Below are 17,713 nucleotides of genomic sequence, written 5' to 3' on the forward strand. Positions count from 1 at the left end.
CGGAATCAGCCACAAACGCACCAGACCCTATAGGCCCCAGACCAACGGCAAGGTCGAGCGTTTCAACCGCATCCTCCTCGAGGAATGGGCCTACGCCAAACCCTACAGATCCGAGGCCGAACGCCAAGCCTGTTACCAGCACTTCATCGAGCACTACAATCAGCGCAGGCCCCACACCGCACTCAAAGGCGCCTCACCCGTCAGCCGCGTCATCAACCAACCGGGTTAGTACACCTAGCGGTGCGGCGCGCCTATGGCGTGCGGCGCAGCACCTTCACTTCCCAGGGCCGCAGCCGGAGTCCGGGCTCGGGCGGATAGTTCCCCAGCACGAGCTCTGCGCCCTCCCAGTCGGCGAGGTCCACGCGGGCGACGTCCACATGCTGGTCGCTGCCCGAAAAGTTGCCCAGGACCAGCAGTTCGGCGTCCGGGAGTGAGCGCCGGAATGCGTAGACGTGTTCGTCGTCGGGCAGCAGCATGGTGAAGTCACCGTAGGCCACCACGGGGTCCGTATGGCGCAGCGCGATCACCTGACGGTAGAAGCTGAAGACCGACGCGGGGTCGTCCACCTGCGCTGCGGCGTTGATGGTGTTGGCGTTGGGATTGACTGCGATCCACGGTGCGCCCGTGGTGAAGCCGCCGTGACGGCTCGCATCCCACTGCACCGGGGTCCGGGCGTTGTCCCGGTTCAGCGGAGCCAGCGCGGCGAGGACCTCGGCGTCCGTGTGGCCGAGGTGCGTGGTCGCCTCCCGGTGGTGGTTCAGGACCTCGATGTCGCGGTAGTCGCTGATGGCGCCGAATGCCATGTTTGTCATGCCCAGCTCTTCGCCCTGGTACACGTACGGGGTGCCGCGGTGCAGGTGGAGGACGGCCGCCAGCATCTTGGCGGACTGCTCGCGGTATTCTCCGTCGTCGCCGAAACGGGAAACGGCGCGGGCCTGGTCGTGGTTGCCCCAGTAGAGGCTGTTCCAGCCACGCTCCCCCAGGGCTTCCTGCCAGCGGCCGAGCGACTGCTTCAGGTCGGTGAGCAGGAGTTTCTTGGGCCGCCATTTGTTGCCGCCCTCCTGGTCGAGGGCCACGTGCTCGAACTGGAACACCATGTCCACTTCCCGGCGCCCCTGGTCGGTGAACAGCACGGCATCATCCACCGTCACCCCCGGCATCTCACCCACGGTGAGCAGTTCCTTGTCGCGCCCGGCAAACACTTCCCGGTGCATCTCCTGCAGGAATTCATGGATGCGGGGGCCACAGATGTAGTGGGGCCCGCCGTCGCCGTAGAGCATGCCCTCGGCGATGGGGCCGTCCGGCAGGGACTGCTCCTTGGAGATGAAGTTGATGACGTCCATCCGGAAGCCGTCCACGCCGCGGTCCAGCCACCAGTTCATCATGTCGTACACCGCTGCCCGCACGTCCGGGTTTTCCCAGTTGAGGTCCGGCTGCTTCCTCGAAAAAAGGTGGAGGTAGTATTCGCCGGTCGCGGCGTCGTACTCCCAGGCAGGGCCGGAGAACGCTGACCCCCAGTTGTTGGGCTCTGCCCCTGCGGTGCCGGGCTCCACGCCATCCCGCGGCGGCCGCCACCAGTACCAGTCCCTCTTCGGGTTGTCCTTGCTCGAGTGCGACTCCACGAACCAGGGGTGCTCGTCGGAGGTGTGGTTGACGACGAGGTCCATGACCAGCTTCATGCCGCGGGCGTGCAGGCCCTCGAGCAGTTCATCCAGGGTGTCCAGACTGCCGAAGACGGGGTCGATCTCGCGGTAGTCGCTGATGTCATAGCCGTTGTCATCCTGCGGCGAGCGGTACACCGGTGAAAGCCAGACGACGTCGACCCCGAGTTTTTGCAGGTAATCCAGCTTGCCGATGATCCCCTTCAGGTCCCCCACGCCGTCGCCGTCGGAGTCGGCGAAGCTGCGCGGGTAGATCTGGTACACCACCGCGCTCTTGAACCATTCCCTGCCGGCGCGGTAGGCCGTTTCTGCCTCGGTCTCCTCGATGGTCATCGCTGGTTCCTCCCGGTCGGCGGCATGGCGGGCTTGGGGCCCAGTGAAAGTCTTGTCGGGGAAGATTCCCCGGTCAATCCCTGCCTGTGGAGTGACCAGATACGGTTTACCCCGCGAAACCGGCCCGGCGCCTGAAACTAACCGGGCCCTAACGGGCAGGAAACGAAGGCGCAACAATGTCCCGCCAGACTGGTGGTGCCGGCAAGAGCAGGCACCAGCTCCAGCTCAGGAGGCCATTCCATGTTGAAGGAAGCCAAACCCCATGCAAGGCGCGTCCGCGCCCTGGACCAGCTCCACCGCGGGGATGAGATCGAAGCCCGCCTCTCGGTGGGCCCGAATTACGATGACGTCATCATCCGCCGCGGCAGCGTCGAGGAGACAGCGCCCGGGATCGGCGTCGTCTGGATCATGGACCATCACACGGGCATGCGCAAGGCAATCAATGCCGATGAGTGCAGCGTTTGGCGCGTCGCCTGAGCCAGCTATCCCCCGGCCACCGACTGGATGATCAGCACTTCCTGGCCGGCAGCAACTTCCGTGTCCAGGCCCTGGAGACGCCGGACCTCGTCGCCGTGCACGTAAATATTCACGTAGCGGCGGAGGGCCCCGGTTTCGTCCCGCAGACGCCTGGCAAGCACCGGGTAGTCCCCGGTCACGGCATCCAGCAACCAGCCCACAGTCACCGTCCCGTCGGCGGGCGCAGTCAGCAAGGACTGCCCGCCGGCGAGCGGCTGGAGGACACTGGGAAGCACCACGCTGATCTCAGCCACAGGCCGACCTCATGCCGGGGCCGCCACCGTGGCATCCGACACGTCATCCGATGCAGTGGCATCCGACACGACAGCAGCGCGGACGCACAGGACGTCAGGCAGGTGCGAAGCCACTTCCGTGAAGGTTTCGCCCTCGTCGTCGCTGGCGTACACGGCACCCCCGCGCGTGCCGAAGTACACGCCAACCGGCTCGGCAGCATCCACCGCTGCGGCGTCACGGAGCACCGCGTTGAATTCGGACTGCGGCAGGCCCGCATCCAGCCGCTTCCAGGTTCCGCCGGCGTCATCCGTGCGGTGCACGGCGAGTTTGCCCTCGGGCGGGATCCGCTCGCCGTCGGCCTTTAGCGGAACCACCCACGCTGTGCCGGCCCTCCGCGGATGGGTCAGCATCACAAACCCGAAATCGGCGGGCAGGCCTTCGGCGATGGATTGCCAGCTTTCGGCGTTGTCGTCACTGCGGTAGACGCCGTGGTGGTTCTGCGCATAGAGGCGGCCCTCGACGGCGGCATCCGCGGCGATCTTGTGCACGCACTGGCCGAATTCCGGGTTGGGGTCCGGCATGAAATAGGCCGAAATGCCCCTGTTCCGGGGCTCCCAGGACGTGCCGCCGTCCAGCGACCGGTATACGCCGCCGGTGCTCATGGCCACATGGACGTTGTCGCCGGAGGGGTTGACGACGATCGAGTGTGCGGCGGCGCCGCCGTAGCCTGCGCCCCATTCACTGCGGTGCGGGTGGTCCCACAGTCCGCGGTTGAGTTCAAAGTGTTCGCCGCCGTCGGTGGACTTCCAGACGGAGATCGGCTCGGCGCCGGCCCACACCACGCCGGGCCGCGACTCGGCATCAGGGTGGATCTGCCACACGCGTTCCACGGCGGCGTCGGTGCCTTCGGGAAACTTTATGGCGCCCTGTTCCGGTTCGGTCCAGGTTGCGCCGAGATCATCGGAGTGGGCAACTGTTGGCCCCCAGTGTTCGGACCGCACCCCCACCATGATCCTGGTTCGGCCGTCCCGCGTGTCGATTCCGATGCTCGGTATCTCACTCATCAGGAAGTGCGGGCCGGAGAAGGACCATTGCCTCCGGTCCGGGCTGGTCGCCAGCCAGAGTCCTTTTTTGGTCCCGATCGCTAACAGATACGTCTCTGGGGTAGCCATGAAGCCCATCGAACCACTCCGGCCGGGCGGCCGCAATGGTTTTGCCGGCATCAGTGGACAGTGCAGGCATCAGTTGACAGGACGGCTCAGCCCTTTGGGGCCCGGCTCCTGGAACGGAAGCGCGTGCGGGCCTCGGCACGCAGCGCACCGCGCCGCCGCTTGCGCCACCAGCGGCGGACCAGATCAACGGCGGCCAGCAGCCCGGCCATCGGTGACAGCACAGCGACGGCGTACACGAACAGCAGCCAGGTCAGTGTCGCCAGGGGCGGCTGGCTCCTGCTCAACAGCGAGAGGCCACCGAATAAACCCGCGGTCCAAAACAGCACCACAAACGCCAGCACGGCTGCCGCGGGAAAGTACTCATTCCGCACGACTCTCATCAGGCTCCTCATGCCCGTGCCCCACCCTTTCCCCACAAACGGCTTCTTCGTTCCAGTATGCGGCGCGCCGGGCGGACTTTATGCCGCGCCACGGTTGAATGTGGGCAAAGAGACCTGGCCGGCGGGTGGTCAGCTCCGGACCGGGCACATCAGGCGTAGAGACCGGCGAGGAAACCGATGATCCTGCTTATCGGGGGTTCTGACGGTACCTCCCTCCTGCCTGCTGCTGCGGGTAGCGTTGAGGAGTGGACAACAGGATGGAAGTGCGGGAGTTCCTCGCCTCGCGGCGGGCCAGGATCACCCCGGAGATGGCCGGTCTTACGTTCGTGCATGGCCGACGCCGGGTCCCCGGCCTGCGCCGTGAAGAGGTTGCGATGCTTGCCGGGGTGAGCGTGGACTACTACACCAAGCTTGAGCGAGGGAATCTGGCCGGGACCTCCGAAAGTGTTCTGGACGCCATCGCCGGGGCGCTGAGGCTCGATGACTCCGAACGCGAGCACCTCTACAACCTTGCCCGTGCAGCCGGACCTTCCGCCAGGACCCGGCAACGCCCCCTTCAAAGCGGAACGGTCCGTCCTACCCTGCAATTCATGCTCGACTCCATCACAACGTCGCCGGCCATCATCGGCAACCACTACCTCGACATCGTGGCGGCCAACCAGCTCGGCTATGCCCTGTACTCGGAGATGTACCGCGGATCCGCAAAGCCTGCCAACCACGCCCGGTTCATCTTCCTCGACCCCCTGGCCCGGGACTTTTACCCCGACTGGGAGCTGGCGGCCAATACCACTGTGGCATTGTTGCGCACGCAGAGCGGACGCAACCCCTTCGACAAGCGCCTGGCCGACCTTGTTGGGGAACTGTCCATGCGCAGCGAAGATTTCCGTAAGCGCTGGGCAGCCCACAATGTACGGAGCCATCACGCCGGGACGAAAGTTTTCCGCCACCCGGTGGTAGGAGAGCTAGAACTTGCGTACGAATCCATGGAGCTCGCCATGGATCCTGGCTTGAGTCTGATCATCTACCCCGCTGTACCCGGATCCCCCTCGGATGAACGGCTCCGCCTGCTTGCCAGCTGGGCCGCAACCGAACGGATCCAGGATCATGCTGGCGCAACGCGCCCACACGACGTGCACCGCCCCTGAACCCTGGCACTCGTGCCGGGGCCGGGCACTTTAGCCGGGCAGCCCATTCTTGTGTGTGACGTCGCTCATTGCGGCGCGGAACCTCTCACCCAGCAGCTCGAGCCGTTCCACCGGCTCGTTGCTGAAGACCAGCCGAAGGTGGCGGTTCGCGATTTCCCCTCCCCAGCCCGTCATGGCGGTCGCAGCGACGCCGTGCCGCAGCAGGGCCCGGGAAACGTCCGCCGGGTTCGCGCCGTGCTGCACAGTGTCCACGATCTGAGACCAGCCACCGGCCGCCGGGACCATCGCATAGCCCTCAAGAGCCGCGGTGACGGCGTCTCGGCGGTGCTGCCATTCAATAACACAGTCGGCCAGACCGTCGTCGGGCGCCTCCAGCGCTGCGATCAGTCCGGCCTGCGCAATTCCGCCCGGCGTGATGCCGTTGTAGATATGCACCACGGAGAGGTCGGGCATGACGGCGGCAGGTGCCACGATCCATCCAAGCCGCCACCCGATCATCCGCTGCTCCATCGAAGCAGCTCCCAGGATGACGGTGCGTTCCCGCATCCCCGCAAACGACACCGGGCTGACCACCTTCCGGCCGTCGTACAGGATTCCCTCCATAAACGACCAGTACAGCAGCCACAGGTCATTCTCGATGCAGAGTGAGGTGACCGCGGACCATTCTTCGTCATTCAGGACGTAGCCGGAAGGGAACGACGGGTTCTGTAGGAAGATGGCACGAGTGCGCGGTGAAACGGACGCGCGCAGGGCATCGATATCCATGCGCCATTCGCCGTCGCGAACCGCCATGGGGACCAGGCGCGGCACGCCACCGGCCAGACGTACACGGTTGAGCATGCCCGCGTAGGTGGGATCCGTGAGGATGACTTCGTCGCCAGGATCACTGAGGGCAAGAAGCGCGTCCAGGAGGCAGTCGCCGTCGCTCGCTGTGACGACGACCTCCGTTTCGGGATCGTAGCTGATGCCGCTTCGTGCAAGGATCCGGCCGGCGACCGCCTTCCTTGCGGCCAGCTGGCCGGTGAAGGGCAGGTACGAATTGGCGAAGTCGACGCCCACGGCGGCGCGTGACGCCGCGATGGCGGGAGTGGGCGGCCCAAGGTCCGTGTCGAGGTTCTCCAGCCGGAGCATTTCGGGATTTTGGTCCGCAGCCGCAGCCACGGCGTCAATGCTGAATCCCGCCACATGCTCAAGGCGGGCTGGCCTGGTCCTCATGATTTGCCCCGTTTACCGAAGAAACCTCGCCGTCAGCGGTGGGGGTCAGTCCACGAATTCCGACTGGGTCTCGATGAAATCCCACTCGGCTTCGGTCAGGACGCTCTTCGGAGAGTCCGGATGCGGACCACCGGCTTCTGCGATTCCCTGCATGACAAAGAGCGGGAGCTCCTCGGCACGCAGGTGTTCCCGGAGCCACTCCTTGCTCTTCAGGTCCAGATCAAGCCACCACATGTAAATTTGCATGTCCGCCGCCTCTCTACGACTCCACGCTATGCGTGCGGCACTCCGGATTCAAGGGATCCGCGGCATTCGGCCCTCCCGCCAGCCGGAGTCCCCGCCCGGCCTGCTCGGGTACAAACGCCCAGTTCAAAGGCTAGTCATTACCCACAGTGGGGAACACAATTGAGTATGCCTCCAGAGCGATTCAGTGGCCAATCTCCCCTGCTCGTCGGCGTCGTTCCCGGCCAGCATCCCGAAGTACTTCAGACGGCCGTCGCACTCGCCCAACGGCTGACAGCCCCACTGCTCTTTGCCTACGTGGATGAGGCCAGCTACCTCGTGGAGTGGGATCCTGCACGGTCCACGCACCGCCTTTCCCTTCATCCGGACAAGAACGACGACGAGATCAGGTCGGTGACCGAGGACCTCAAGTCAGTCATTGCCTCCGCCGTCCGGCCCGGGACACCCACGGAGTGGACCCTCCGCACGCTTGCCGGCGATCCAGCCAGGGCGCTCGGCAGGCTCGCTGCGGAGGTGGACGCCCCCATGATTGTCGTGGGAACCCCGGAACGAGGATTCGGGCACCGCATTACGGAGCTCCTCAACGGCTCAGTCGCCGCCTGGCTCACCCACCATCAAAGCCGTCCGGTCCTGGTCGTGCCGTACCGGAAGCCCGCCCACCAGGAGGAGCCCGAGTGACGGTTTGCCCGAGGAAACCCGGCAATTTTTCCGTGTCGTGGCCGTTCCGTAAGTAAAGTGAAAGTAGTTATTCGAGGTGGTGGCACACACCGCCAGGCCCAAGTAAGCTGGTGACCGCAGGTTGAGTCGAAAGCCTGCCAAAGACCGCTCCGGAGTGCGTATCCCCCAATAACGCACTCCGGAGCTTTTTTGTGCCCGCATGCGGCCGGCAGCCCTGCCTCCGCCGGGAAGCCGGGGTAGAGTCCTCGTTGACGGATACCCCCTAGGGGTATATCGTGGAGGTATGAACACTCCCGAAGGACCGTCATCGGCAGTGACCGAAGAACCGGTCGGCGAAGAATCACCGCCCCAGCACGGCTACACCGCAGACAAGGACGCCTACTTGCGCAGGCTCCGCCGCATCGAAGGACAAGTGCGGGGAATCGCGCGCATGGTGGAGGAGGACAAGTACTGCATCGACATCCTGACCCAGGTCGCCGCCGTCACCAAAGCGCTGCATGCGGTCAGCCTTGGCCTCGTCGAGGAGCACATCGGCCACTGTGTCATCGGTGCAGCCTCCGAACCCGACCCCGGCCTGCGGGCCGAGGCCATCGACCTCAAAGTGAAAGAAGCCGCGGACGCCATCGGACGCCTGCTGCGGTAGCGGCAAAACCAACCACCCATGCAGCCGGCCTACCGCCGGCCAATCCCAAGGAGCCACGAATGAGCACCATCTCCACCACCGTCCACGTTTCCGGCATGACCTGCGGACACTGCGTGTCGGCCGTCAGTGAAGAGCTTGAATCGCTCGACGGCGTCGAGGAGATCGACATCGATCTCAACGCCGGCGGGCTTTCCAGGGTCACCATCACCTCAACGCAGGAACTCTCGCCGTCCGAAATCGGCGAAGCCGTGGCCGAGGCCGGCTACCTTGTTGTCGCCAACGAGGCCTAACTCCACTTTCCGCAACCGACAAAAGACGCACAACCGACCCACACCGCCCAGGAGCCGAGATGAGCACAGATCAACTGCCCCACCACCCACACAACAGGGTGCTGGAACTCGACATCGAGGGCATGACCTGCGCATCGTGCGTCAACCGCGTGGAAAAAAAGCTCGGAAAGCTCGAGGGCGTCCAGGCCACGGTCAACCTTCCGCTGGAATCGGCCCATGTCACGGTTCCGGCCGGCATCACGGACCAACAGATCACGGACCAGGTGGCGTCAGCAGGCTATAAGGCCAGGATCAAACCGGTCCAGCACCCTTCGGGCGGCGACGCCGGAGGCATCCGGCATGCCAATCAGGCAGACACCGCAGGAGACCACGAAGACCACCTGGCGCACGGCGGCACCGCCCAGTCACTCAGGCCCCGCCTGATCGCCGCGGCCATCCTGACGGTTCCCGTCTTCCTGATCTCGATGATTCCGGCCTTCCAGTTCCCGAACTGGGGATGGGTTGCCGCCGCTTTGGCCCTCCCCGTGGTCAGCTGGGCCGCGTGGCCTTTCCACCGCGCGGCGGCCATAAACGCCCGGCACCTGGCATCCACGATGGACACGCTGGTGTCCCTCGGCGTTATCGCCGCCTACGCCTTCTCGGCGGGGCAGCTGCTCGCTGATCCGCGGCTGACGGAGCATCCAGGCATGGAAGGGATGAACGGTTCGGGCGGCCTGTACTTCGAGGTCGCCGCCGTCGTCACCACTTTCCTGCTGCTGGGCCGCTTCCTCGAGGCAAACGCCAAGGCGAAGGCAGGCGATGCCCTCAAGGCGCTGGTCAACCTCGGGGCCAAGGACGCCACCGTACTGGTCAACGAAGCCGAAATGAAGATCCCTGCTGACCAGCTCGCGGTCGGCGACGTCATCGTGGTCCGCCCCGGCGAGAAAATCGCCACGGACGGCGTCGTCGTGGACGGTTCATCCGCCGTCGACGCCTCCCTGGTGACCGGTGAAGCTGTTCCCGTAGAAGTAGGCCCGGGCAGCCCCGTCACGGGTGCCACCATCAACACCTCCGGCCGGCTGCTGGTCCGCGCCACGCGTGTCGGCGCCGAAACAACGCTGGCCCAGATGGGGCGCCTGGTGGCCCAGGCACAGACCGGCAAGGCCCCGATAGCGCGACTCGCGGACCGCATCAGTGCGGTCTTCGTCCCCATCGTTCTCGCCATCGCAGTCCTCACCTTTGCGGCCTGGCTGCTGCTCGCGGGTCCGGACATCACGGATCCGGAGTTGCGCGCGGCGTTCACCGCGGCGGTCGCGGTGCTCGTAATCGCCTGCCCCTGCGCGTTGGGACTGGCCACTCCGGTGGGCCTCCTGACCGGCACAGGCCGGGGCGCCCAGCTCGGCATCCTGATCCGTGGCCCGCAGGTGCTGGAGGATACCCGCACAGCGGACACCATCCTGCTGGACAAAACGGGCACCGTCACGAGCGGCCACCTGGCCGTCGATTCCACAGTTGCCTTCGAACCGTTCAGCGATGCCGACGTCCTGCGGTTCGCCGGTGCCGTGGAAGCCGCCTCCGAGCACCCGATCGCGCACGCCATCGCCGCAGCCGCGCGCGCTGCCGTCCCTGCGGCAATTGCAGCCGACGGCGGGCGCCTCCCCGCCGTCGTCGGCTTCCGTTCCGCTCCCGGTGGCGGAGTGGCGGGAACCGTGGAAGGGCGTCCGGTGGTTGCCGGGCGGACCGGCTGGCTCCACGAGAACGGCGTGTCCCCGGCGCCGGCGCTGCTCGACGCCCTGGCGGCCGCCGAGGATTCAGGGGCCACCGCCATCTGGGTGGCCGTCGACGGCAAGGCCGCGGGCATCATCTCCCTGCGGGACACGATTAAGCCGGGATCCGAAGCCGGGATCAGCCGGCTCAGGCGGCTGGGCCTGCGGCCCATCCTGCTGACCGGTGACAACGCCGCCGTGGCCGCCCATGTGGCTGCCGCCGTCGGAATCCCCGCGGAGGATGTCTTTGCGGGCGTGCTGCCCGAAGGCAAGGTGGACGCGGTCCGGCGGCTGCAGGCCGGCGGTGCCACCGTGGCCATGGCCGGCGACGGCGTGAACGACGCTCCTGCCCTGGCACAGGCGGACCTTGGCATCGCCATGGGCTCCGGCACGGACGTGGCCATTGAGGCTGCGGACCTCACCGTCATGGGCAGCGACCTCGGCCAGGTGGCAACCGCTATCGAACTGTCCCGCCGCACACTGGCCACCATCAAGACCAACCTCTTCTGGGCGTTCTTCTACAACGCCGTGGGCATCCCGGTGGCCGCGCTTGGGCTGCTCAACCCGATGATCGCGGGCGTGGCCATGGCAGCCAGTTCCGTGCTGGTGGTGGCGAACTCCCTGCGGCTGCGCGGCTTCGGCAGGTAGATACCCGCGAGTCGGTTCCCAGGCCGCCGTTCAGGCGGCGCCGAAGCGGACGGCTGCCCTGGCCTTTGCCTTCGCGGCTTCCTCGGCCCGGTCCTTCGCCGGGGCGTGCGTCACGAGCGATTCCAGCAGGTGCTGCGTCGCGTGCGCTATCTCATGCACTGCACGGTCGAACGCTTCCTCGTTGGCCTTGGAGGGCTTGGTGCTGCCGCTGACCTTGCGCACATACTGGAGCGCGGCAGCATAGACCTCCTCGGACGTGGCGTGCGGTTCATAGTTGTGGAGGGTTCGGATGTTCCGGCACATACCCCCATGCTAGGCTCTGGATCGCCTGCGATCGACCCTCCGGACCGTTCGGCAGGGGCTCCGCCGCCATGGGGGGCTGCATGGGGAGCGGTGCCCATCGACACCTTTTTGTGTTGGGGGATAGCTTGTAGGCAATGGATCTTCCGGACGAGCCGGAGGCCGCTGGGGATGCCGACTGGATCGGGTCCGTTGATTAGAGGAGATATCGAATGGCTATTTGGGGTGCAGACATTGCTCAGCTGAAAGACCTGGGCACCAAGCTTCAGGCTGGTTCAGCTGAGATCGAGAAGCAGAAGAACATGCTGGGCCGCGTCCTCCAGAACACCGACTGGAAGGGACCGGACGCCGACAAGTTCCGCAGCGAGTGGAACGGCCAGCACGCCAACGCCCTTGCCAAGGTTGCGCAGGCGCTCGAGGAAGCCGGGAAGCAGGCTTCCCGCAACGCCACCCAGCAGGAGGAAGCTTCCCGCTAGGGAACCCACCGGGAGGGCCGGACGCTAGGGCGTCCGGCCCTGCCGGCGTTTAAGGAGTGCAGACGAGTGCCTCGGCGGAAAGCGCCTAGGGAACGGGTTCGACGTCGTTTGCGTGGTCAAGCGGTGCGCCCACTTGGGTCCCCGGTTCCGTCCCCCGCTTGGAGCTTCTCAACTCGTCCAGCCTGACAAGCACAACGCCGCCCACGATAAGGGCGCCGCCTGCCAGCTGGATGACCGCCGGCAGCTCCCCCAGCAACAGCCAGGCCCAGATCACGGCGAACAGCACCTCGGTCAGCGAAACGAAGGAGGCCACCTTCGAACCCAGGGCGCGGGCGGCCATGATTCCGGAAACGTAGGCCAGGACCGTGGCAAGGACCACGAGTCCGGCAAGGGCAACCCACCAAGGCGTGGTCCATGGCCCAAGTTTGGTGTCCGCGGTGCTGAAGGCCATGGGAAGGAGGCCGGTGGCCGCCGTCAGCCATATCACCGCGGCGCCTACCATGAGTCCGCCCGAGGCTAGGACGATCGGCGGAAGGGTGTCGTTTTCCTTGGCCGTGATGAAGAAGTAGATGGCCAGGCAGACGGCCGCCGCCACGCCCCACAGCACACCTACGAAGTCCACCTTCACAGCGCCCGTCAGGTCCAGGACCAGCACCAGGCCGCCCAGCGACAACAGAGTCCCGGCGACGGTCAGCGGCCGCGGCCGCTTCCTGCTGGCCACCCAGAGCCACAGCACGATCAGAACCGGGGCGAGGTACTCCAGCAGCAACGCAACGCCCACTGACAGCAGGGAAACAGCGTTGAAATAGAACAGCTGGCAGGCTGCCACGCCGATCAGGCCGAACAGCACGATGGTCAGCCAGTTCGACCGCAGCTGGTGCCAGCGTCCGCGAAGGGCGGGAACGGCCGGAACCGCCAGGATGACTGCGGCGCCGGTCAGCCGGACGGCCACAGCTGCGCCGGGGGTCCAGCCCGTTTCGAGGAGAGCCTTGGCAAAGGAACCCGAAAGCCCGAACACGGCAGAGGAAAAGAGGGCAATCCCAAGGCCGGACGCCAGGAAACTCCGCGCAGAAGCGGTTTTTGGGGCAGCCGCAACCGAGACCTGCCCGGTCCGGGGCGAAATGCTGGCGCGGTTGCTGGCTGCAGACACGGCATTCTCCTGTCAGGAGTAAAGTGGGGTATTGGTCATGACAGTACGCTTGGCCAAGTAAGGAGTCAAGATGGTCTTTGCCCCTGACACTGAGATTGCATTGCGCACGGTGGTGGACCTCATCAACAGCGCCGCGAACGGGGAGGAAAAACTGGCCACCGTGGCGGACCTCGACCGGTTCCTCGAGACGGAGGGCCTCAGCGGATCACGGACCAGGGACGCGGCCGAACTGGCCAGCGTCCACGCCCTCAGGGCGGAGCTCGCGCGGCTTTGGACCGCCGATGAGGACACGGCCGTGGAAGGGGTCAACCGGCTCCTGCGCGAGGCCCATGCCCTCCCACAGCTCCTCAAGCATGATGAGTGGGACTGGCACTTTCACGCCACTACCCGCGACGCTCCGCTGGCTGACCGCATGGGCACCGAAGCCGCGATGGCACTCGCCGACGTGATCCGCAGCAAGGAAATGGACAGAATGCTGGTCTGCGCAGCGGACGACTGTGAGGCGGTGGTGCTGGATCTCAGCCGCAACCGGTCAAAGCGGTACTGCGACACCGGAAACTGCGCCAACCGTGCACACGTGGCGGCGTACCGGGCCCGCCGCGCCGCAGGCGAGTAGCCGCCGGTGAGCAGGCTCGGCGAGCAGCGCTGACGAGCGGCGCCGGCGCTAGGACTTGCCGCCGTCGGGAGTTGATCCGTCGGAGGAGCCGGAAGGGCCCGGAGGCGTCTGGGTTCCTCCGCCGCTGTATCCGTGCGGGGGCCGCTTGGCCGAGCTGAGGTTCACGCCGGATCCCTTGCCCAGGTGTTCGGCGTTGTCCTTGTAGCTCATGGACAGCATGGCCGCGATGACCAGCGTGACGATGAAGGCGATGCCGGCGCCGGTGAACGCGAGGTCGAAGCGCGGGACGCGGGAGCTGCCGCCGGAGGCGAAGATCAGCACGGCGAAGAACGCCACCACGGCCCAGAAGGCGGAGAACATCAGCGGTCCCTTAACCGAGGTCCGCAGATTGCGCGGTTCTCCTGGTTTCTGGTTTGCCACGGCGTGTCCTCTCATGCGGGCGGCGACGGTCAGGCCAGCCCGTTGTGATGTGTGTTTGTTCTACAAGGAGTAGAACCCTTGCCTTCTAGTTTACGGCCTTCGCAGGGCCCGTCCGCGCATCATGCCTGAGCGAAAGGCCAGCAAGGATCCAGAGCACGCCGGAGATAATGGCACCTCCGCCGGCAACCCCCAACAGGGCATGCGGGCCGAGCGGAACGAAGAACGGCAGGGCCACCGCCGTCCCCACCCCGATGACGCCCGAGGCGAGCCAGTCGCGGGCGAGGACGTGCCGGCCCCGGAAGCGCCAGCCCAAGTACAGTTCAACTGCGGCGAGCAGGCCGATTCCCAGCGCCGCGATGACGGCGAACAGCAGGTTCCCCTGCAGGACCATCAGCGTCACGCCCGCACCGATGAGGATGGATGCCGCCGCCGACATGGCCCTGCCGGGGTACCCGTCGCGGCGGAGGCCGTTCAGGGGGATACCCCGGAAAAGCGCGGCGCCGGTGGCCAGCAGGTACAACCCTCCGGCAAATCCCATGCCGGCCACCGACGGCGCCGCCCAAAATATGGTCACGGCGCCGAACACCAGGGCGGCCGCAGCCCGGAGCAGTACGGGCTTCCACAGCTCCGCTTGATGGGCAGCAGCAGAGGCCGGCTCGGCAGGGTTCACGGGGAAAGTCACCGCTCCAGTTTAGTGCCGCCGCCTGCGTCGTCGAATTCGGCGCTTCCCTCAATTCGCAACAACCTGCTTCAGGAGCCGAGCACCATCCAGCGGTCCGTCCGCGCCCTCAGTCCCAGGGTCACTGCCCGGGCCAGCATGTAGCCCAGCGAAAAGGCAACCCACACCCACACGAGGGCCGCCGCGCCGGTTGTCCCGGCGAGCGGGACCGCAATGAGCAGCGGCAGGTACACCGCCAGGTTCACGAGGCCGGCAAGCGCCAGGTACTTCGCGTCACCTGCTCCGATCAGGACGCCGTCAAGGACGAACACGTATCCGGCGATCGGCTGCCCGGCGGCCAGCGCCCAGAGCGCGAGCGTCAGTACGGACTGCACACCGACGTCGGAGGTGAACAGCGCGCCCGTGAAGGGCGCCGCAACGGCGAGCAGCACTCCCGTCACCACGCCAAAACCCGTGCCCCAGTGGATCATGGTGCGGGTCAGCAGCCGCGCCTTCTCCGGATTGGAGGCGCCCAACTCCTTGCCGATGAGGGCCTGGGCAGCGATCGCCAGGGCGTCCAGCGCAAAGGCAAAGAAGGTGAACATGGTCATGGCCAACTGGTGCGCGGCGAGGTTTACCGCCCCCTGGCCGGTGACCACCAGCACCGTGGCCAGGATGCCGATCCGCAGGCTGAGCGTGCGGAGCATCAGCCAGGAGCCCACCCTGCTCAGCGCCCGGATCCCGTGCCAGTCCGGCAGGAGGGAAACGCCGTGGCGCCGGGCGCTGCGCTGCACCATCACCAGGTAGACGGCTGCCATGGCCCACTGGGCGATGCTCGTGCCTACAGCCGATCCGGTCACGGACCAGTTCAGCCCGTAGACCAGCACTACGTTGAGCACGATGTTGAGGGTGAAGCCCGCGGTGGCCACCACCAGCGGGGTGCGCGTGTCCTGCAGGCCCCGCAGCACGCCTGTTCCGGCGAAGATCAGGAGCATGGCCACCAACCCGGGCATGGACCAGCGCAGGTAGTCCACAGCGAAGGAGCGGACGTCGCCGCCGGCGCCCATCAGGCCCACCAGGGGCTCCGCGGCAAACCAACCCGCCGCGGCCAGCACGATCCCGAGCAGCAGGGCGAGCCAGACGCCGTCGCGCCCGGCGGCGAGGGCCTTGGCGAACTGGCCGTCGCCCACAGCCCGCGCCACTGCGGGTGTGGTGGAGTAGGCGAGGAAAACCATCAGGCCAACCGCCGTGTGCAGCACCGCGGATGCCAGTCCGACGCCGGCGAGCTGCGCCACGCCGAGGTGACCAACGATGGCGGAGTCGGCCAGCAGGAAGAGCGGCTCGGCGATCAAGGCGCCGAAAGCCGGAACGGCGAGGCGCAGGATGTCGCGGGCATGGCCCGCAGGCTTCACGGCCGGCAGAGCGGCGGCAGGGGAATCAGGCACGGTTTCAGCCTAGCTGCCGGCCCGGCGGGCAGTCCCTTCGCGGGGCACCCGGTCACCGAGGGACCCCGCGTGCTCATACACGTGGAAGCGTGCGGATCGTCACAATTAGTTGACTCTTCAACTATTGTGCGCAACAGTGGAATGGAAGCATCAGGCGGCGACCGTCGTCCGACCACAAGACCGATTGCAACCGACCCGAACGGTAACCTCCATGAACCAGTCCCCCCTGACCACTGCCGCATTGACCGTCCTGCGCGTTATTGCAGGCTTCCTGTTCGCTGCACACGGCTGGCAGAAGTTTAACGAATTCACCATCGCAGGCACCCAGGCGGCCTTCGCGAAGATGGGTGTTCCCGCAGCCGAGGCGGTGGCCCCCATCGTCGCCACGCTTGAGTTGGTCGGCGGCATCGCGTTGATCCTTGGCGTGCTGGCCCGCGTCTTTTCCGCCCTCCTGGCGCTGAACATGCTCGGCGCCTTCTTCCTGGTGCACGCCCCGGCCGGCGTCTTCGCCACGAATGGCGGCTACGAACTGGTCCTCCTGCTGGCCGCCGCCGGCCTTGCTGTTGCCCTGACGGGAGCAGGCCGCCTCTCCGTGGACCGCGCCCTTTTCGGCCGCCCGGGCTCCAAGCTGGGCGTCCTCGCCTAGCCTTCCCACCGGGCAGTCTTCTCCGGTACACACGGACGACGGCGGCTGTGCACCTTTGGTGCGCAGCCGCCGTTTTTCGTTGGGCCAGTTCGCCGCTTGGCCATAAACTCGCAGCATGAGCGAACGCCCCGCCAATTCCGTCACCCTCCGCTTCCTGGCCGCTCCCACCGACATCGGCCACAGCGGCTCGGTGGATGCCGGCACCGTCCTGGAGTGGGTGGACAAGGCTGCGTACGCAGCCGCCGTCGGATGGGCCAAGTCCTATTGCGTCACTGCCTATGTGGGGAACATCCACTTCGCGGACCCGGTCAACAGCGGGGACATGGTGGAAGTCACCGCCACCATCGTCTACACAGGCCGCTCCTCCATGCACATCCGCACCGTGGTGTCCTCCGGAGACCCCAAGGGCGGGGCCGCCACGATGCGGAGCCAGTGCATGGTGATCTTTGTGGCCGTGGGTGAAGACGGCAGGCCTACCCCGGTGCAGCAGTTTGAGCCCTCCACCCCCGAGGAGCTGGAGCAGCGCGACCACGCCTTGGCCCGCATCCGGATCCGCGAACAGATTGTGGAAGCCATGAACGCCCAGGAATATACCGACGCCGGCACCGCCGAACGCGTGGTGCTCCGCTTCATGGCGGCGCCCACGGACGTCAACTGGGGCGGAAAGGTTCACGGCGGCATCGTGATGAAGTGGATCGACGAGGCGGCGTACGTCTGCGCATCGCGCTACTGCGGCAAGGACACCGTGGCCGTGTTTTCCGGCGGCGTCCGGTTCTACCGCCCGCTCCTGATCGGACACGTGGTGGAGGTGGAGGCGCGGCTCGTCTACACCGGCGCTAAAAGCATGCACGTGGCGGTACATGTCCGCTCCGGGGACCCCAAAGGCGGTGAGCTTAGCCTGACCACGTACTGCCTCACGGTCATGGTTGCCCGGGACGCCGAGGGCACGTCGGTTCCGATTCCCCAATGGGTGCCGGTTTCAGACGAGGACAAGCGCCTCCACGCCCATGCGCGGCACCTCCTGGAAATCCGCGCAGCCGCGCCGGGAAACCGGCTCCCCAACCACCTGCTGCAGGCGCGGCAACAGGCCGCCGGTTAG

Annotated in this window: 22 protein-coding genes; 11 read left to right on the plus strand and 11 right to left on the minus strand. The window is 66.3% G+C overall.

Annotated features, from left to right (window positions below):
• The coding region (locus tag ACIP90_RS03035; protein WP_400576791.1) for an integrase core domain-containing protein at positions 1–229 on the plus strand (229 nt) is incomplete at its 5' end.
• Between the two features lie 22 nt (positions 230–251).
• On the opposite strand, the gene ACIP90_RS03040 is transcribed toward ACIP90_RS03035, so the two are convergent.
• Complete coding sequence (locus tag ACIP90_RS03040) at positions 252–1,994, minus strand: alpha-glucosidase (RefSeq protein WP_400576794.1); 1,743 nt, start codon at positions 1,992–1,994, stop codon at positions 252–254.
• Between the two features lie 240 nt (positions 1,995–2,234).
• Here ACIP90_RS03040 and ACIP90_RS03045 point away from each other — a divergent pair, with 240 nt between their 5' ends.
• Positions 2,235–2,471 (plus strand): hypothetical protein, encoded by a 237-nt coding sequence (locus ACIP90_RS03045; RefSeq protein WP_400576795.1) that lies wholly within the window; start codon positions 2,235–2,237, stop codon positions 2,469–2,471.
• 5 nt (positions 2,472–2,476) lie between these two features.
• Here ACIP90_RS03045 and ACIP90_RS03050 read toward each other — a convergent pair whose 3' ends face one another.
• The 3 genes from ACIP90_RS03050 to ACIP90_RS03060 all read right to left on the minus strand — a co-directional run bounded on the left by ACIP90_RS03050 (position 2,477) and on the right by ACIP90_RS03060 (position 4,296).
• Positions 2,477–2,764 carry a MoaD/ThiS family protein gene (locus tag ACIP90_RS03050; protein ID WP_400576798.1) on the minus strand — a complete coding sequence of 96 codons (288 nt, stop codon included), beginning with the start codon at positions 2,762–2,764 and terminating at the stop codon, positions 2,477–2,479.
• A 9-nt stretch (positions 2,765–2,773) separates the two neighbouring features.
• Positions 2,774–3,925: a WD40/YVTN/BNR-like repeat-containing protein gene (locus ACIP90_RS03055; RefSeq protein ID WP_400577692.1), complete on the minus strand. Its 1,152-nt coding sequence runs from the start codon at positions 3,923–3,925 to the stop codon at positions 2,774–2,776.
• Positions 3,926–4,002: 77 nt separating this feature from the next.
• Positions 4,003–4,296 (minus strand): hypothetical protein, encoded by a 294-nt coding sequence (locus ACIP90_RS03060; RefSeq protein WP_400576800.1) that lies wholly within the window; start codon positions 4,294–4,296, stop codon positions 4,003–4,005.
• A 245-nt stretch (positions 4,297–4,541) separates the two neighbouring features.
• Here ACIP90_RS03060 and ACIP90_RS03065 point away from each other — a divergent pair, with 245 nt between their 5' ends.
• Entirely contained in the window at positions 4,542–5,441 is a 900-nt protein-coding gene (locus ACIP90_RS03065; RefSeq protein ID WP_400576803.1) for a helix-turn-helix domain-containing protein, read from the plus strand.
• Between the two features lie 30 nt (positions 5,442–5,471).
• On the opposite strand, the gene ACIP90_RS03070 is transcribed toward ACIP90_RS03065, so the two are convergent.
• Positions 5,472–6,656: a pyridoxal phosphate-dependent aminotransferase gene (locus tag ACIP90_RS03070; RefSeq protein ID WP_400576805.1), complete on the minus strand. Its 1,185-nt coding sequence runs from the start codon at positions 6,654–6,656 to the stop codon at positions 5,472–5,474.
• A gap of 45 nt (positions 6,657–6,701) precedes the next feature.
• The gene (locus ACIP90_RS03075; protein WP_400576808.1) at positions 6,702–6,902 is read right to left on the minus strand and encodes a hypothetical protein; all 201 of its coding nucleotides are present in this window, start codon (positions 6,900–6,902) and stop codon (positions 6,702–6,704) included.
• Between the two features lie 165 nt (positions 6,903–7,067).
• Between ACIP90_RS03075 and ACIP90_RS03080 the strand changes: the two genes are divergently transcribed.
• The 4 genes from ACIP90_RS03080 (at position 7,068) to ACIP90_RS03095 (ending at position 10,903) form a co-directional block, all read left to right on the plus strand.
• Positions 7,068–7,577 (plus strand): universal stress protein, encoded by a 510-nt coding sequence (locus ACIP90_RS03080; RefSeq protein WP_400576810.1) that lies wholly within the window; start codon positions 7,068–7,070, stop codon positions 7,575–7,577.
• Positions 7,578–7,860: 283 nt separating this feature from the next.
• Positions 7,861–8,220 carry a metal-sensitive transcriptional regulator gene (locus ACIP90_RS03085; protein ID WP_400576813.1) on the plus strand — a complete coding sequence of 120 codons (360 nt, stop codon included), beginning with the start codon at positions 7,861–7,863 and terminating at the stop codon, positions 8,218–8,220.
• A 59-nt stretch (positions 8,221–8,279) separates the two neighbouring features.
• Complete coding sequence (locus ACIP90_RS03090; protein ID WP_400576815.1) at positions 8,280–8,510, plus strand: heavy-metal-associated domain-containing protein; 231 nt, start codon at positions 8,280–8,282, stop codon at positions 8,508–8,510.
• A 59-nt stretch (positions 8,511–8,569) separates the two neighbouring features.
• Entirely contained in the window at positions 8,570–10,903 is a 2,334-nt protein-coding gene (locus ACIP90_RS03095) for a heavy metal translocating P-type ATPase (RefSeq protein WP_400576817.1), read from the plus strand.
• Positions 10,904–10,933: 30 nt separating this feature from the next.
• Here the strand turns inward: ACIP90_RS03095 and ACIP90_RS03100 are convergent, their stop codons facing one another.
• A complete protein-coding gene (locus ACIP90_RS03100; protein WP_400576819.1) occupies positions 10,934–11,206 on the minus strand; it encodes a DUF2277 domain-containing protein in 273 nt (90 codons plus the stop codon).
• 209 nt (positions 11,207–11,415) lie between these two features.
• Here ACIP90_RS03100 and ACIP90_RS03105 point away from each other — a divergent pair, with 209 nt between their 5' ends.
• Complete coding sequence (locus ACIP90_RS03105) at positions 11,416–11,679, plus strand: hypothetical protein (RefSeq protein WP_400576823.1); 264 nt, start codon at positions 11,416–11,418, stop codon at positions 11,677–11,679.
• An 85-nt stretch (positions 11,680–11,764) separates the two neighbouring features.
• Here ACIP90_RS03105 and ACIP90_RS03110 read toward each other — a convergent pair whose 3' ends face one another.
• Positions 11,765–12,829 carry an EamA family transporter gene (locus ACIP90_RS03110; RefSeq protein WP_400576826.1) on the minus strand — a complete coding sequence of 355 codons (1,065 nt, stop codon included), beginning with the start codon at positions 12,827–12,829 and terminating at the stop codon, positions 11,765–11,767.
• Between the two features lie 70 nt (positions 12,830–12,899).
• On the opposite strand from ACIP90_RS03110, the gene ACIP90_RS03115 reads away from it, so the two are divergent.
• A complete protein-coding gene (locus tag ACIP90_RS03115) occupies positions 12,900–13,445 on the plus strand; it encodes a CGNR zinc finger domain-containing protein (RefSeq protein WP_400576829.1) in 546 nt (181 codons plus the stop codon).
• Positions 13,446–13,493: 48 nt separating this feature from the next.
• Here ACIP90_RS03115 and ACIP90_RS03120 read toward each other — a convergent pair whose 3' ends face one another.
• The 3 genes from ACIP90_RS03120 to ACIP90_RS03130 all read right to left on the minus strand — a co-directional run bounded on the left by ACIP90_RS03120 (position 13,494) and on the right by ACIP90_RS03130 (position 15,968).
• On the minus strand, positions 13,494–13,865 hold the full coding sequence (locus ACIP90_RS03120; RefSeq protein WP_400576832.1) for a hypothetical protein: 372 nt from the start codon (positions 13,863–13,865) through the stop codon (positions 13,494–13,496).
• 85 nt (positions 13,866–13,950) lie between these two features.
• Positions 13,951–14,547, minus strand: coding sequence for a hypothetical protein (locus ACIP90_RS03125; RefSeq protein ID WP_400576834.1), 597 nt, complete (start codon positions 14,545–14,547; stop codon positions 13,951–13,953).
• Positions 14,548–14,615: 68 nt separating this feature from the next.
• Positions 14,616–15,968, minus strand: coding sequence for an MATE family efflux transporter (locus ACIP90_RS03130; RefSeq protein WP_400576836.1), 1,353 nt, complete (start codon positions 15,966–15,968; stop codon positions 14,616–14,618).
• A gap of 211 nt (positions 15,969–16,179) precedes the next feature.
• Here ACIP90_RS03130 and ACIP90_RS03135 point away from each other — a divergent pair, with 211 nt between their 5' ends.
• The gene (locus tag ACIP90_RS03135; protein ID WP_400576837.1) at positions 16,180–16,614 is read left to right on the plus strand and encodes a DoxX family protein; all 435 of its coding nucleotides are present in this window, start codon (positions 16,180–16,182) and stop codon (positions 16,612–16,614) included.
• Positions 16,615–16,729: 115 nt separating this feature from the next.
• Positions 16,730–17,713: an acyl-CoA thioesterase gene (locus ACIP90_RS03140; RefSeq protein WP_400576838.1), complete on the plus strand. Its 984-nt coding sequence runs from the start codon at positions 16,730–16,732 to the stop codon at positions 17,711–17,713.

It is taken from the genome of Arthrobacter sp. NPDC093139 (genome assembly GCF_044754165.1).
Lineage (GTDB): Bacteria > Actinomycetota > Actinomycetes > Actinomycetales > Micrococcaceae > Arthrobacter.

Coding starts and splice junctions, on each gene's coding strand:
- ACIP90_RS03080 (WP_400576810.1), top strand. CDS start 7,068: ATGCCTCCAGAGCGATTCAGTGGCCAATCTCCCCTGCTCGTCGGCGTC.
- ACIP90_RS03090 (WP_400576815.1), top strand. CDS start 8,280: ATGAGCACCATCTCCACCACCGTCCACGTTTCCGGCATGACCTGCGGA.
- ACIP90_RS03085 (WP_400576813.1), top strand. CDS start 7,861: ATGAACACTCCCGAAGGACCGTCATCGGCAGTGACCGAAGAACCGGTC.
- ACIP90_RS03140 (WP_400576838.1), top strand. CDS start 16,730: ATGAGCGAACGCCCCGCCAATTCCGTCACCCTCCGCTTCCTGGCCGCT.
- ACIP90_RS03075 (WP_400576808.1), bottom strand. CDS start 6,902: ATGCAAATTTACATGTGGTGGCTTGATCTGGACCTGAAGAGCAAGGAG.
- ACIP90_RS03045 (WP_400576795.1), top strand. CDS start 2,235: ATGTTGAAGGAAGCCAAACCCCATGCAAGGCGCGTCCGCGCCCTGGAC.
- ACIP90_RS03040 (WP_400576794.1), bottom strand. CDS start 1,994: ATGACCATCGAGGAGACCGAGGCAGAAACGGCCTACCGCGCCGGCAGG.
- ACIP90_RS03055 (WP_400577692.1), bottom strand. CDS start 3,925: ATGGGCTTCATGGCTACCCCAGAGACGTATCTGTTAGCGATCGGGACC.
- ACIP90_RS03115 (WP_400576829.1), top strand. CDS start 12,900: ATGGTCTTTGCCCCTGACACTGAGATTGCATTGCGCACGGTGGTGGAC.
- ACIP90_RS03070 (WP_400576805.1), bottom strand. CDS start 6,656: ATGAGGACCAGGCCAGCCCGCCTTGAGCATGTGGCGGGATTCAGCATT.
- ACIP90_RS03105 (WP_400576823.1), top strand. CDS start 11,416: ATGGCTATTTGGGGTGCAGACATTGCTCAGCTGAAAGACCTGGGCACC.
- ACIP90_RS03135 (WP_400576837.1), top strand. CDS start 16,180: ATGAACCAGTCCCCCCTGACCACTGCCGCATTGACCGTCCTGCGCGTT.
- ACIP90_RS03095 (WP_400576817.1), top strand. CDS start 8,570: ATGAGCACAGATCAACTGCCCCACCACCCACACAACAGGGTGCTGGAA.
- ACIP90_RS03100 (WP_400576819.1), bottom strand. CDS start 11,206: ATGTGCCGGAACATCCGAACCCTCCACAACTATGAACCGCACGCCACG.
- ACIP90_RS03060 (WP_400576800.1), bottom strand. CDS start 4,296: ATGAGAGTCGTGCGGAATGAGTACTTTCCCGCGGCAGCCGTGCTGGCG.